Origin of the sequence: Pseudomonas haemolytica, assembly GCF_009659625.1 — a bacterium.
Classification (GTDB): Bacteria; Pseudomonadota; Gammaproteobacteria; order Pseudomonadales; family Pseudomonadaceae; genus Aquipseudomonas; species Aquipseudomonas haemolytica.
Genome location: NZ_VOIW01000003.1, coordinates 151,762 through 165,204 on the forward strand (window position 1 = coordinate 151,762; position 13,443 = coordinate 165,204).

General features: G+C 62.0%; 14 protein-coding genes. 8 read left to right on the top strand and 6 right to left on the bottom strand.

Annotated features, from left to right (window positions below; translation table 11 throughout):
* The first annotated feature begins 9 nt into the window (after positions 1-9).
* The 7 genes from hflC (at position 10) to cfaB (ending at position 7,251) form a co-directional block, all read left to right on the top strand.
* Positions 10-1,005 (top strand): protease modulator HflC, encoded by a 996-nt coding sequence (gene hflC / locus FRT59_RS11085; protein ID WP_167524273.1) that lies wholly within the window; start codon positions 10-12, stop codon positions 1,003-1,005.
* On the top strand, positions 1,002-2,036 hold the full coding sequence (gene hflK, locus FRT59_RS11090; RefSeq protein WP_034116531.1) for a protease modulator HflK: 1,035 nt from the start codon (positions 1,002-1,004) through the stop codon (positions 2,034-2,036). Before hflC ends, hflK begins: the two co-directional genes overlap by 4 nt.
* Positions 2,033-3,919, top strand: coding sequence for a cation-translocating P-type ATPase (locus tag FRT59_RS11095; protein WP_153871223.1), 1,887 nt, complete (start codon positions 2,033-2,035; stop codon positions 3,917-3,919). The genes hflK and FRT59_RS11095 overlap by 4 nt, the downstream gene beginning before the upstream one ends.
* A gap of 116 nt (positions 3,920-4,035) precedes the next feature.
* Positions 4,036-4,290: a BufA2 family periplasmic bufferin-type metallophore gene (gene bufA2 / locus FRT59_RS11100; protein ID WP_034116529.1), complete on the top strand. Its 255-nt coding sequence runs from the start codon at positions 4,036-4,038 to the stop codon at positions 4,288-4,290.
* Between the two features lie 66 nt (positions 4,291-4,356).
* Positions 4,357-5,202 (top strand): MNIO family bufferin maturase, encoded by an 846-nt coding sequence (bufB, locus tag FRT59_RS11105; protein WP_034116528.1) that lies wholly within the window; start codon positions 4,357-4,359, stop codon positions 5,200-5,202.
* Positions 5,193-5,981 carry an HvfC/BufC N-terminal domain-containing protein gene (locus FRT59_RS11110; RefSeq protein ID WP_153871224.1) on the top strand — a complete coding sequence of 263 codons (789 nt, stop codon included), beginning with the start codon at positions 5,193-5,195 and terminating at the stop codon, positions 5,979-5,981. The genes bufB and FRT59_RS11110 overlap by 10 nt, the downstream gene beginning before the upstream one ends.
* Before the next feature lie 85 nt (positions 5,982-6,066).
* Positions 6,067-7,251, top strand: coding sequence for a C17 cyclopropane fatty acid synthase CfaB (gene cfaB, locus FRT59_RS11115; RefSeq protein WP_034116526.1), 1,185 nt, complete (start codon positions 6,067-6,069; stop codon positions 7,249-7,251).
* Positions 7,252-7,389: 138 nt separating this feature from the next.
* Here cfaB and cls read toward each other — a convergent pair whose 3' ends face one another.
* Positions 7,390-8,829 carry a cardiolipin synthase gene (cls, locus tag FRT59_RS11120; RefSeq protein ID WP_034116525.1) on the bottom strand — a complete coding sequence of 480 codons (1,440 nt, stop codon included), beginning with the start codon at positions 8,827-8,829 and terminating at the stop codon, positions 7,390-7,392.
* A 130-nt stretch (positions 8,830-8,959) separates the two neighbouring features.
* Here cls and FRT59_RS11125 point away from each other — a divergent pair, with 130 nt between their 5' ends.
* Complete coding sequence (locus tag FRT59_RS11125; protein ID WP_034116524.1) at positions 8,960-9,481, top strand: DUF3617 domain-containing protein; 522 nt, start codon at positions 8,960-8,962, stop codon at positions 9,479-9,481.
* A 17-nt stretch (positions 9,482-9,498) separates the two neighbouring features.
* Here the strand turns inward: FRT59_RS11125 and FRT59_RS11130 are convergent, their stop codons facing one another.
* The 5 genes from FRT59_RS11130 to folE2 are packed head-to-tail and all read right to left on the bottom strand — an operon-like array spanning position 9,499 to position 13,373.
* A complete protein-coding gene (locus tag FRT59_RS11130) occupies positions 9,499-10,059 on the bottom strand; it encodes a gamma carbonic anhydrase family protein (RefSeq protein WP_005792581.1) in 561 nt (186 codons plus the stop codon).
* Complete coding sequence (locus FRT59_RS11135; RefSeq protein ID WP_153871225.1) at positions 10,056-10,934, bottom strand: metal ABC transporter substrate-binding protein; 879 nt, start codon at positions 10,932-10,934, stop codon at positions 10,056-10,058. Before FRT59_RS11135 ends, FRT59_RS11130 begins: the two co-directional genes overlap by 4 nt.
* 11 nt (positions 10,935-10,945) lie before the next feature.
* Positions 10,946-11,812 carry a metal ABC transporter permease gene (locus tag FRT59_RS11140; RefSeq protein WP_034116521.1) on the bottom strand — a complete coding sequence of 289 codons (867 nt, stop codon included), beginning with the start codon at positions 11,810-11,812 and terminating at the stop codon, positions 10,946-10,948.
* Entirely contained in the window at positions 11,812-12,480 is a 669-nt protein-coding gene (locus FRT59_RS11145) for a metal ABC transporter ATP-binding protein (RefSeq protein WP_153871226.1), read from the bottom strand. The genes FRT59_RS11140 and FRT59_RS11145 overlap by 1 nt, the downstream gene beginning before the upstream one ends.
* Positions 12,477-13,373, bottom strand: coding sequence for a GTP cyclohydrolase FolE2 (gene folE2, locus FRT59_RS11150; protein WP_153871227.1), 897 nt, complete (start codon positions 13,371-13,373; stop codon positions 12,477-12,479). Before folE2 ends, FRT59_RS11145 begins: the two co-directional genes overlap by 4 nt.
* Positions 13,374-13,443: the final 70 nt, after the last annotated feature.

Below are 13,443 nucleotides of genomic sequence, written 5' to 3' on the forward strand. Positions count from 1 at the left end.
GGAGTCTGTCTGTTGAGCGCTCATTCTCACGATCACGGTCATCACCACCATCACGGCCACCACCATCACCATCACGGCGATGAGCAGGCGGCCGGGCCGTTCCCTTGGCGCCGCATGGCCTGGGCGGTGTTGCTGGTGCTGTTTGCCGTGGCAGCGGCGAGCCTGGTGCAGGTGCGTTCCGGCGAGGCCACGGTGATTACCCGCTTCGGCAACCCTGCACGGGTGCTGCTGGAGCCGGGCCTTGGCTGGCGCTGGCCGGCGCCGTTCGAAGCGGCGATCCCGGTGGACCTGCGCCTGCGCACCACGTCCAGCGGCTTGCAGGATGTGGGCACCCGCGATGGCCTGCGGATTATTGTGCAGGCCTATGTGGCGTGGCAGGTGCAGGGCGATGCCGACAATGTGCAGCGCTTCATGCGAGCGGTGCAGAACCAGCCGGATGAAGCGGCGCGGCAGATTCGTACCTTTGTCGGTTCGGCGCTGGAAACCACCGCAGCCAGCTTTGACCTGTCCAGCTTGATCAACACCGATGCCGGCCAAGTGCGCATCGCCGATTTCGAAGCGCAGTTGCGCCAGCAGATTGATCAACAATTGCTCACCACCTATGGCGTGCGCGTGGCGCAGGTCGGCATCGAGCGTCTGACGTTGCCGTCGGTGACCCTCACCGCTACGGTTGACCGCATGCGCGCCGAGCGTGAAACCATCGCCACCGAGCGCACAGCCGTGGGCAAGCGCGAAGCGGCGCAAATCCGTTCTGCCGCCGAGCGCGATGCGCGCATTGTGCAGGCCGATGCCACGGTGAAAGCCGCCGAGATCGAAGCGCAGTCGCGTCTTGAAGCCGCGCAGATTTATGGCCGCGCCTACGCCGGTAATCCGCAGCTGTACAACCTGCTGCGTTCGCTGGACACCTTGGGCACAGTGGTCACGCCGGGCACCAAGATCATCCTGCGCACTGACGCCGCGCCGTTCCGCGCCCTGGTGGACGGGCCGAAGGACATCCAGCCATGAGCGAGCGTGACAGCCCGGACAGCCCATGGATCCAGGCTGGGCGCCTGACCTTCCTGGCGCTGTACGCGGTCACTGTGTTGGCGGCATTGGCCTGGGCCTTTTCCAATGTGCGCCAGATCGACCCGCAGAATCGCGCCGTGGTCCTGCATTTCGGCGCCCTTGATCGCATTCAGAACGCCGGGCTGTTGCTGGCCTGGCCGCAGCCCTTCGAGCAAGTTGTGCTGCTGCCGGCGGCGGACCGGGTGATCGAGCGCCGGGTGGAAAACCTGTTGCGTTCCGATGCGGCGCTGCAGGCTGATCGCGTGGCCAGTTTCGCCACGCCATTGAGCGATGCCCTGGCCGGTTCCGGCTATCTGTTGACCGGCGATGCCGGCGTGGTGCAGTTGGATGTGCGGGTGTTTTACAAGGTGACCGAGCCCTACGCCTTCGTGTTGCAGGGCGACCATGTGCTGCCCGCCCTGGATCGGCTGGTGACGCGCAGCGCCGTGGCCCTCACTGCGGCGCGGGATCTGGACACTATTCTGGTGGCGCGCCCGGAACTGATCGGCAGCGACAATGGCGCCGCCGAACGCCGTGAACGGCTGCGCGGCGATCTGGTGCAAGGCATCAATAAGCGTTTGGCCGAATTGGCCGCCAGCGGTTTGGGCCTGGGCATCGAAGTCACCCGCGTCGATGTGCAATCGAGCCTGCCGGGGCCGGCGGTGAATGCCTTCAATGCGGTGCTGACCGCCAGCCAGCAAGCCGACAAAGCGGTAGCCAACGCCCGCACCGAAGCAGAAAAGCTCACCCAGACCGCGAACCAGGACGCTGACCGCCAGGTGCAAGTCGCCCACGCCCAGGCCAGTGAGCGCCTGGCCAATGCCCAGGCGCAAACCGCCACCGTCGCCAGCCTGGCCCACGTAAAAGACCCTGGCTTGCTGTTGCGCCTGTACCGCGAGCGCATGCCGAAAATTCTCGGCCAGGCCGGCTCCGTGACCACGGTCGATCCCAAAGACGACTCCCGCTTGATCATCCAGGGAGCCGAACAATGAGCGCACCTATGCTGACCACCGCGGAACAGCGCAGCGCTGCCCGCCAATTGACCCTGGCCATGCTCGCCTTGGGGCTGCTGGTACTGGGCCTGGTGTGGCGCTGGCTGGCGCCGGACCAGAGCGGTGTGAGCCAGTTGTTGCTTGGCGTGGCGTCGCTGTTGGTGGCGGTGCCGGTGATGCGTTCGGCCTGGTACAGCCTGCGCTTCCCCAGCCTGCACGGCATCACCGACCAATTGATCGCCCTGGCCATGCTCGGCGCCTGGGCCACCGGCGATCTGCTCACCGCCGCGCTGCTGCCGATCATCATGATCTTCGGCCATGTGCTGGAAGAGCGCAGCGTGATCGGCTCCCAGGAAGCGATCCATGCCCTGGGCAAACTTACCCGCAGTCACGCGCGCCTGGTGCAGGCGGACGGCACCGTCACCGAAGTGGATAACGGCACGCTGAACACCGGCGATATCGTCGAAGTGCGCGCCGGTGATCGCGTGCCGGCCGATGGCGTGGTGCTGTCCGGCCAGGCGAGCCTGGACACGGCGCCGATCACGGGTGAGTCGGTACCGTTGGAAGCCAGCGCTGGCGTGCAGGTGTTCGGTGGTGCGATCAACCTCGATGGCCTGTTGCGCCTTGAGGTGACGCGTACCGGCAACGAGTCGACCTTGGGCAAAGTCATCGCGCTGATGCAGAACGCCGAACGCTCCAAGCCGCCGATCACCCGGCTGCTGGAGCGTTATGCCGGCAGTTATATGGTGCTGGTGCTGTTGCTGGCGGCGGTGACCTGGTTTGTCACCAATGATGCCCAGGCGATGCTCGCCGTGCTGGTGGCGGCGTGTCCTTGCGCGCTGGTGTTGTCGGCGCCGGCCACGGCGATTGCCGGGATCGCCGTGGCGGCGCGCCATGGGATCCTGATCCGCAGCTCGGCGTTTCTCGAAGAGTTGGCCGACCTGACGTCGCTGGTGGTCGACAAGACCGGGACCCTGACCTTCGGCACCCTGCGCCTGCAGTCCATCGACACCACCGCGCCGGATCGCCAGGTATTGCTGAGCTTGGCGGCCAGTCTCGGTTCGGCGAGCAGTCACCCGGTCAGCCGAGCGTTGGCGGGGTTGGCGACCCAGGAGCAGATGCTGGTGCTTACCGACATTCGCGAGCGCCAGGGCCTGGGCGTGGTGGCACAGACCGAGCAGGGCGAGGCGGCACTGGGGCGGCCGGAGTTGTTCGAACAGTTAGGCATCGTCACTACCCGCGTTCCCACCCATGACGGTCCGATAGCCGGGCTGGCGTTGAACGGGGAGTTCCTGGCCTGGCTGTTGCTGGCCGACAGTGTCAAGCCGGAGGCGCGCCAGGCCCTGCAGGAACTGCGTGAGTTGGGCCTGGGCCGCCAACTGCTGCTGACCGGCGACCGCCAAAGCGTGGCCGATAGCCTGGCGCTGGACGTGGGCATCAGTGATGTCGAAGCCCAAGCCCTGCCGGAAGACAAGCTCAATCGCGTGCTGGGGGAAATCAGCAGTGGCTTCCGGCCGATGGTGGTGGGCGATGGCATCAACGACTCCCTGGCACTCAAGGCCGGTGTGGTCGGCGTGGCGATGGGCGCGGGCGGTGCGGACATCGCCCTGGCGTCGGCGGATGTAGTGTTGATCGGCAGCGATTTGCGCCGCTTGGGCACTTGCGTGCGCTTGAGTCGCCAGTGCCGGCAGACGTTGCAGGTGAACGTGATCATCGGTTTGGGCTGGACGCTGGCCATCGTAGTGTTCGCGGCATTTGGCTGGCTGGGTGCGGCGGGCGCCATGATTGCGGCGGTGCTGCATAACCTCAGTACCTTGCTGGTACTGGGTAACGCCGGGCGTTTGTTGCGCTTCCAGGAGCCGCTGTTGAAGCTCGAGGAATAATTTCAGAAATATGTGCACACGGCTGTAACGCCGATGGGGGGCCTCACTCTAGTGGTGTGTCGAGACTGCGCAATCCGTTCAGACCGACTCCACTACCGATTTATGAGGACTACACAATGAACATCAAACAAGCCGTTTCCGGTGCTGCCCTGGCTATCGCTGCTGCTTCCATGTTTGCCGGTGTCGCCACCCAGGTACAGGCTGCCGACGCACCTACGGTTCATTGCTACGGTGTCACCTCCTGCAAAGGCATGAACGATTGCAAGACCGCCGAAAACGCCTGCAAAGGTCAGGCTGTCTGCAAAGGCCACGGCTTCAAGGCCATGACCAAGGCTGCTTGCGACGAGGCTGGCGGCAAAGTCGGCGAGTAAGCGACAACCGAGTGCAACCGCAGCGGTTTCCCTGCGCCGCTGCGGGCACTTTTGCCGGAGTTCATGATGACCAATTCCTTCCCCTCCCTGGGTTATGGCCTGGGTTTACGCAACGAATACTATGAGCAGATCCTGGAGCAATCCCCTGCGGTGGATTGGTTCGAAGTTGTCTCCGAGAATTATCTGGTGCAGGGCGGCAAAGCCTTGTACTACCTGGATGCGATAGCCGAGCGTTATCCCCTGGTGATGCACGGGGTGTCCCTATCCATCGGCGGGCCCCATGCCCTTGATACCGATTACCTTAAGCAAATCAAACAGCTCGCAGAGCGCATTCAGCCGGCGTGGATTTCCGACCACCTGTGCTGGAGCCGTGGCAGCGCGCACCAGTTGCATGACCTGCTGCCTCTGCCTTACACCGAAGAAAGCCTCTACCATGTGGCCGGTCGTGTGCGTCAGGTGCAGGATGTATTGCAGCGCCCGCTGGTGCTGGAAAACGTCTCCAGCTATGTGCGCTCCAAGGCCGATGAATTCACCGAGTGGGAGTTCCTCAACGCCTTGGCCCACCTGAGCGGTTGCCAGTTGCTGTTGGACGTTAACAACGTCTACGTCAGCTCGCGTAATCATGGGTTTGATGCCTGGACGTTTATTCGCAACCTGCCGCCCGAGAGCATTCGCCAGCTGCACTTGGCGGGGCATATGGACTACGGCGACTACGTGGTCGACACCCATGACCATCCGGTGTGCGACCCGGTATGGGCACTGTATCAGCAGACCCTGGAGCATCTAGGGCCGGTGTCGACGTTATTGGAACGCGATGACCATTTCCCGCCGTTCGAGGAGCTGCTCACCGAATTGAGCAAGGCCCGTGAACTGGGCGCAAACGCATTGGCCCGGAGATCGCTATGCGCTTGATCGACTGGCAATTGGCTTTTGAGCAGCATCTGTTGTCCGAAACATCCGTGGCCAACAGTGGCTTTGCCGCCACCTTGTTGGGTGGCCCGGCACTGGATGTAGACACGGGCCTGGCGATTTACCACAACGCCTACCTGTCGCGATTGCAGGAAGTATTGCGCCATGACTTCAGTGCCATTTGGTATTGGCTGGGGGATGAAGAATTTACCTCGCTGACCGACGCCTATGTCCGTCGTTATCCTTCGGCCCATTACAGCCTGCGCTGGTTGGGCGAGCGCTTTGCGATGTTTATCCTTGAGCATTTGGTCGCTGAACAGAGTGCGCCGCTGGCGGAATTGGCGCGCCTGGAGTGGGCGTTCACCTTGGCGTTTGATGCACCACAAGGTGCGCCGCTGACCCTCGATGACATGGCGCAACTGGCGCCTGAGGACTGGCCAGCGTTGCAGGTAACCCTGGCGTCTTCAGTGCAGCAGTTGCTTTGCCGCTTCAACACGGTGGCGATCTGGCGCGCCAGCAAGGATGAATCGGAGTTCCCCGGCAGCCAGGCGCTGGAGCTGGCTCAAATCTGCCTGGTGTGGCGCTCTGAAAATGTGTGCCGCTACCGTAGCCTGGAGCCCGGTGAAGCCTGTGCACTGGCGGGGATGGTGACCACCGGTTGGAGTTTTTCAGAACTGTGCACTGAGCTGGCGGTCACTTATGCAGAGGGTGCACCACTGCAGGCAGCCACGTGGCTGAAACAGTGGATCCAGGATGGTTTGCTCGAGCGCCGAGCCCCATAGAAAGGTGCTATCGATAGATAGCTTCCTACTTTGTTTAGCATGGTCTACCCTCTCAGCAGACGTCTGAAACAAGGGGGGACTATATATGCTCGCGCAACTTCCACCGGCCTTACAGAATCTTCAGCTACCGCTGCGTCTTCGACTCTGGGACGGCCATGAATTCAACTTGGGCCCCGAGCCCAGTGTGACCATCGTGGTCAAGGACCCCACGGTCGTGTCCAGGCTGACCCATCCAACGCTCGATTCACTGGGCCAAGCCTTCGTCGAGGGCAAGCTGGAGCTGGAAGGCTCCATCTCCGAGGTCATCCGGGTATGTGACGAGTTGAGTCACGCCTTGGTCGCTGACGATGAGGGCAGTCGTCCGGTACGCTCGATCCATGACAAGGCCACCGACGCGGCGGCCATTTCCTATCATTACGACCTGTCCAACGAGTTCTACCAGCTATGGCTGGACCAGGACATGGCTTACTCCTGTGGTTATTTCGAAACCGGCAGCGAGTCCATCGACCAGGCCCAACAGGACAAATTCCGCCACTTGTGCCGCAAGCTGCGGTTGCAGCCGGGTGAGTACCTGCTCGATGTGGGGTGCGGTTGGGGCGGACTAGCGCGGTTTGCGGCGCGGGAATTCGGGGTCAAGGTGTTTGGTATCACCTTGAGCAAGGAGCAACTGGCGCTGGCCCGGGAGCGGGTGAAAGCCGAAGGCCTGGAAGATCAGGTTGACCTGCAATTGCTCGACTACCGCGACCTGCCCCAGGACGGCCGTTTCGACAAAGTGGTGAGCGTGGGCATGTTTGAACATGTGGGCCACGCCAACCTGGCGCAATACTGCCAGACCCTGTTCGGCGCCGTGCGTGAAGGCGGCCTGGTAATGAACCATGGCATTACCGCCAAGCACACCGACGGTCGCCCGGTAGGCCGTGGCGCCGGGGAGTTTATCGAGCGCTACGTGTTCCCCAACGGCGAACTGCCGCACCTGGCGATGATGACCGCTGAGATCAGTGAAGTCGGGCTGGAGGTGGTCGATGTCGAAAGTTTGCGTTTGCACTACGCACGCACTCTGGACCACTGGAGCGAGCGCCTGGAAGACAACCTGGAAGCGGCGGCGAAAATGGTGCCGGAGCAGGCATTGCGCATCTGGCGGTTGTACCTGGCGGGTTGTGCTTATGCGTTTGCCCGGGGCTGGATCAATTTGCACCAGATCCTGGCGGTGAAACCTCACGCCGATGGTGGCCATGAACTGCCGTGGACGCGGGAAGATCTTTACCGCTGAAACACGTTTACAAAAATGATCAAGGGCTAAATGTGGGAGGGGGCTTGCTCCCGATCGCGGTGTATCAGTAACTAATCAGTTGGCTGACCCACCGCGATCGGGAGCAAGCCCCCTCCCACTTTTTCCCTATTCTGTCTGTCAGAGAATTGGTGAGATCAAGCGCGCCACCCGCATCCCCAGTTGTTGCAGGCGTCGCGTCTCGCGGCTTTCTTCCTGGCTGACTTCATGGGCCAGGGCGAAATCGTCCAATAACATGTGCTCCACCTCGCTGGCGAAGGCGGCATCTACCGTCAGCAACATCACTTCGAAATTCAGCCGGAACGAACGGTTGTCCATATTGGCACTGCCGATGGCGCTGATTTCGCTGTCCACCAACACCACCTTCTGATGCAGAAACCCTGGCTTGTAGCGGAACACCCGCACGCCTGCGCGCACCGCTTCGATGGCGTACAGGCTGGAGGCGGCATAGACGATACGGTGGTCGGGCCTTGATGGCAGCAACAGGCGCACGTCCACGCCACGCAACACCGCCAGGCGCAGGGCGGCAAATACGGCTTCGTCGGGAACGAAGTACGGGCTGGTGATCCATACCCGTTCGGTCGCTGCGTGGATGGCCTCGACGAAAAACAGCGAGCAGGTTTCATACGGGTCGGCCGGGCCGCTGGCGAGCAGTTGGCAGAGCACGCCGTCCTCCGGGTAGGCGTCTGGCAGAATCAGCGGCGGCAGTTCCCGCGCGGCCCAGAACCAATCCTCGGCAAACGATTCCTGCAGGCACGCCACAACCGGGCCGGTGACCTGCACATGGGTATCGCGCCATGGCGCCAACGGCGGCTTCTTGCCCAAGTACTCATCGCCGACGTTATGCCCGCCGACAAACCCGGTGATACCGTCCACCACCACGATCTTGCGGTGGTTACGGAAGTTGACCTGGAAACGATTGAGCCAGCCGCCGCGAGTGGCGAACGCCTTGACCTGCACCCCGGCGTCGCGCAGCGATTGTACGTAGCGATGGGGCAGGGCGTGACTGCCGATGCGGTCGTACAGCACATAAATGGCCACGCCTTGGGCGGCCTTTTCCTTCAATAGGGTCTGCAACTGGCGGCCCAGCTCATCGTCATGAATGATGAAGAATTGGAACAGCACGGCAGTCTTGGCGTTGCGAATGGCCTCGAAAATCGCGCCGAAAGTGGCGTCGCCATTGATGAGCAAGCGCACTTCGTTATTGGCCAGGCACGGCATGCGGCCGAGCTTGGGCATGGCTCGCAGGGAGGCATAGGCGCTGGAGTTGCGCGCAGCGAGCGCTTCCTCTACCCACGGGCGCCAGTTCAGTTCGGTGATCGCCGTGTGCATTTCCTGGTTGGCCTGGCGGCGGGCCTGGATGTACGCGTCGAAGGTGCTGCGGCCGAAGATCAGGTAAGGGATCAGCGTCAGGTAAGGCATGAACATCAGCGACAAGGCCCAGGCGATCGAGCCTTGGGCGGTGCGGACGGTCAGTACTGCGTGGATCGCGGCGAGGGACCCGAGAACGTGCAACGTGGCAATGAAGTAGGCGAGCAGGTGCGGGCCAAAGAAATCCATGAACGACTTAACTCCAGGCAGTCCAGTGCGTAACAGACCATGAACGGCAGTGAATGTCGCTATTTTATTTGCCGTGCAACACTCGCGGCTTTGCGACGTCTAACGCCGACAATTACCCAGGAGTTACCCGATGAATGCTCGTCTGCTTGGTTTGGCCATGGTTGTTGGGTTGTCGCTGCCGGTGGCGGCGCAGGCGCAGATGCTAGCGCCAGGCTTGTGGGAATTGACCACCAGCAATATGAAGGTCGATAATCAGGACCTGCCGGACTTGTCGCTGATCCTCGGTCAGCTCAAGCAACAGATGACCCCTGAACAACGCGCCATGCTCGAAAAGCAAGGCATCAACATGGCTGGCAAGGGTGTGCAGGTATGCTTGACCCCGGCCCAGGTTGCCTCTGATTCGATTCCCCTGACTGACCCTCAATCGGGCTGCAAACAGGAAGTGACCGACAAGAGCGGCAACCAGTGGAAATTTCGTTTCAGCTGCCCGAAAGCCCAAGGCACAGGCGTAGCGACGTTCCAGAGCCAGAAAGAATTTACCACCACCGTCAACGGTACCTTCAATGCCACCGGCATCCAGCAGAAGGGCAGCCTGGACAGCCACGCCCAGTGGCTGGGCAACGATTGCGGTACTGTTAAACCCCGCGCTTAACGCAGGAAATGCAGGAGTCAGAACTCGTTTTGCAGGGCTTTGTAGCCGCGTACCAGGTCAACGTTCGTGCGCGCCACGTCTTCGGAAAACTCCGAGGCGCTGACACTCACCGGCGGGAATTGCGACAAGTCAGTGTTGGGCCCGATGCGGGTAGTGGAGGGCACGTAGAAGGCGGCGGGCAGGTCGCGGCCGTCGACCACCGAGTTGTGGCGCACCACGCAACCATCGCCCACGGCGCAGTTGAACAGCACGCTGTTGAAGCCGATAAACACGCGGTCACCGACCGTGCAGGGGCCGTGGACGATGGAACGGTGGGCGATGGAGGTGAATTCGCCGATGGTCACCGCCGCGCCGGACTTGGAGTGGATGACCACGCCGTCCTGGATGTTGGAGTTGGCGCCGATGGTAATCGGGTCCATGGCGCCGCTGGCATCGACTTCGTCAGCGCGGATCACGGCGTAGGGGCCGACGAACACGTTCTCGCCGATGATGACTTTGCCGCAGATGATTGCGGTCTTGTCGACGTAGGCCGATTCGGCGATCACCGGCAGATCGCCGGAAGGGTTTTTACGGATCATGGCTTGCTCAAGGCTGCGCAGAGGGTGTTGAGGTTGTATTCGAAGAGGCCGATAAAGGTGCTGGCCGGCCCTGCTGCGGCGAGGGCGTCGGAGTACAGCGTGCCGCCGACCTGTGCGCCGCTTTCGTCAGCGATCTGCTTGAGCAGACGCGAGTCCTTGATGTTTTCCATGAACACGGCTTTGACCTTGTCCTTGCGAATCTGGGTGATCAGCGCGGCGACTTCGGCCGCTGAGGGGTCACGTTCGGTGGACAAGCCTTGGGGTGCGAGGAACTGGATGCCATAGGCCTGGCCCAGGTAGCCGAAAGCGTCATGGGAGGTGACGATGCGACGGTTACCCGGTGGCAGCGCGCCGAACTTGGCCTTGGCTTCGGCCAGCAGGCTGTGGATTTGCTTCAGGTAGGCCTGGCTGTTACGCAGGTAGGCGGTGGTGTTGGCCGGGTCAGCGGCGACCAGCGCCTTGGTGATGTTGCTCACATAGATTTCGGCGTTGGCCAGGTTGTGCCAGGCGTGTGGGTCGGGAATGGTTTCGCCATCCTCATCCATGGTGTGGGAAATCACGCCTTTGCTGGCGGTGACCACCGTCGCCTTTGTTTCGGTGCTGGTGACCAGGCGATCCAGCCACGGCTCGAAACCGAGGCCGTTCTTGATGATGACCTTGGCCTTGAGCAGCGCCTTGGCGTCATCCGGTGTGGGTTCGTAGGTATGGGCGTCGGCGTCCGGGCCGACCATGTTGCTGATCTGGATGTGATCGCCACCGATCTGGTGGGTGATGTCATCGAGAATACTGAAGCTGGTGACCACCTGAAGCTTGTCTGCGGCGTGAGCCATCGAAAGCGGCAACAGCAGACTGAACAGCACGAGTAGAGCGCGCATCGGGAAACACCTCATTGGGATGTAAGCAAAGGCGGGCGGCGCAACAAGCCGTGCACCGGACCGAACACCACGGACAACACATACCCAGCACCCGCCACCAGCACGATCGCCGGGCCGCTGGGCAGTGAGTAGTAGAACGACAACAACAACCCCAGCCACACCGACAGGCATCCCAGCACCGCCGATACCGCGATCAGCACCGGCAGGCGCCGGCTCCAGAAGCGTGAAGCGATAGCCGGCAGCATCATCAAGCCCACCACCATTAACGCGCCGATGGCCTGGAAGCCGATCACCAGGTTCAGCACCACCAGCGTCAGGAACACGCCATGGGCCAGCGGCCCGAGGCGGCTGACGGTTTGCAGGAACAGCGGATCAAGGGTGTCGAGCAGCAGCGGTTTGTAGATCAACGCCATGGCGATCAAGCTGAAACCCGAGACCCAGAGCATGCCGGTGAGGGTGGTTTGATCCACGGCCAGGGCTGAACCGAACAGCAGGTGCAGCAGGTCCAGGCGCTTGCCGGCCAGGCCCAGGATCAGCACACCGGCAGCGAGGGAGATGGGGTAGATGGCGGCGAGGCTGGCGTCTTCGCGCAGACCGGTGCGGCGGGTTATCCACGCGGCCAGGCCGGCCATGCCCAGACCGGCGCCCAGGCCGCCGATGGTCAGCGCGGGCAGGCTCAGCCCGGCAAACCAGAAGCCCAGCGCTGCGCCCGGTAGGATGCCGTGGGCGACCGCGTCGCCGATCAGGCTCATGCGCCGCAGGATCAGAAACACCCCCAGCGGTGCGGTGCTGCAGGCGAGCACCAACCCGCCGATAAGCGCGCGGCGCATAAATACGAAGTCATGAAACGGCATCCACAGCTGGGCGGTGAGGTGCATCACGCCACCTGCATATGCGGTTGCGGGCGGATCAGCTCTTGGCTGGGGCCGAATACGCAGCCGGTGTTTTTGATCTGTACTACTTGCTGGGTGTGATGGCGCACAGACGCCAAGTCATGGCAGACGACCACCAGCGTGCGGCCTTGGTCATGCCAGGCGTGGATGTGTTTCCAGCACAGCGCCTGGCCGTCTTCGTCGAGGGCCGCGTGGGGTTCGTCGAGCAACAGGATGGGCGCGTCGGCCAGGCTCATGCGGGCGAGCAGGGCGCGTTGCAGTTCGCCACCGGACAATGCCATCAACGGTCGATGTTCAAGACTACTGAGGCACCAGTCTTCCAATACCGCTTGCAGGCGTTGGCTGCGTTGTTGCGCAGTGTGCTGGGTACCCCAGAAGCCAGCGGCGACTAGCTCCTGCAGGCTGATGGGGAACTGGCGATCCAGGTATTGCTGCTGGGGCAGGAACGACAGGCCGCCGCGACGAGGAACACCCACGGTGACTTTACCCGCCAGCGGCTTTTGCAGGCCGGCAATGACTTTGAGCAAGCTGCTCTTGCCGGTGCCGTTGGCGCCGATTATGCCGGTGAGGCTGCCTTTTTCCAGCGTCAAGTCCAGCGCCGGCGTCAGTGGTTGCCCGGGAGCTCCCCAGCGCAGAGCATTACAGGTGATCATGCGGGGTCTCTCGTCCAGCGGCTCTCAGCCACGGCATCGTGCGCGTGCAGGCTTTCGGCGTGGATCACTTTGAGGTGGAAGGCTTTGACGGCATCCGAGCGTTTCAAGGCGAGGTGCAGGCGGCGAGCGGCGTCTTCGCAGAACATCAAGTTCTGCCCATTGGCCAGGGCGAAGGCTTGTTCGTCCGCACGTTTCACCGCGGTTTGCACGGCGGTGCCGAGGGCGGCTTCGGCGTTGTCGATCAGCTCAGTCAGCGGTAGGTCGGGCTGTTGCTCGTCCAGTTGGATGGATAGCTGCGCACTGCTGCGCTGGCTGTGAGGCGTGGCGAGAATGCCATTGGCGCTGCCGAGCCAGGTCAACACGTCTTCGTGCTGCAACGGTATATTGGCGAAATCATCGAGAAACTGCTGCTGAATCAACTGCCTGGCGAGGGCGGCGGAGCATGGGCACGTTGAGGAATAAGTAACGTCAATTTTTAGTTCCACGTGGAACATCTGGTTTTCCAGACGTGCCTCGATGCTCACCGGGTAGCCTTTCCAGCCAGCTAATGGGCTGACCAGTGCCGGGCGTTTAAGCAGCACATCGGTGTAGATGCGCAGGTAGGCGTTCTTAGATAAACCTTCATGACTGTCGAGAAATCGAAGCAGTACATTACGCAGAAGTGCAGGTGTAAGCGGCTGCTGGTCGAGCATCTCCAAGGCCAGGTAAAGGCGTGACATATGAATGCCACGGGCCGTGCCGTCGTCCAGGCTCACGCCTGCATCGGCGGTGGCGGTCAGGCGCTGACCGTCAATCAGGATAGGCAAGGCGATGCCGCACATGCCCACCCAGTCGAGTGGCAAGGCTTGGCGTGAAGCCTGCGCGGCGATATCCGGCAGAGTCAGCGCATTCATAGACAGGTCCATCGTTGGAAATAATTAGTCATGTTATAGTATAACAATTACCGTTACGATGAAATTTCTG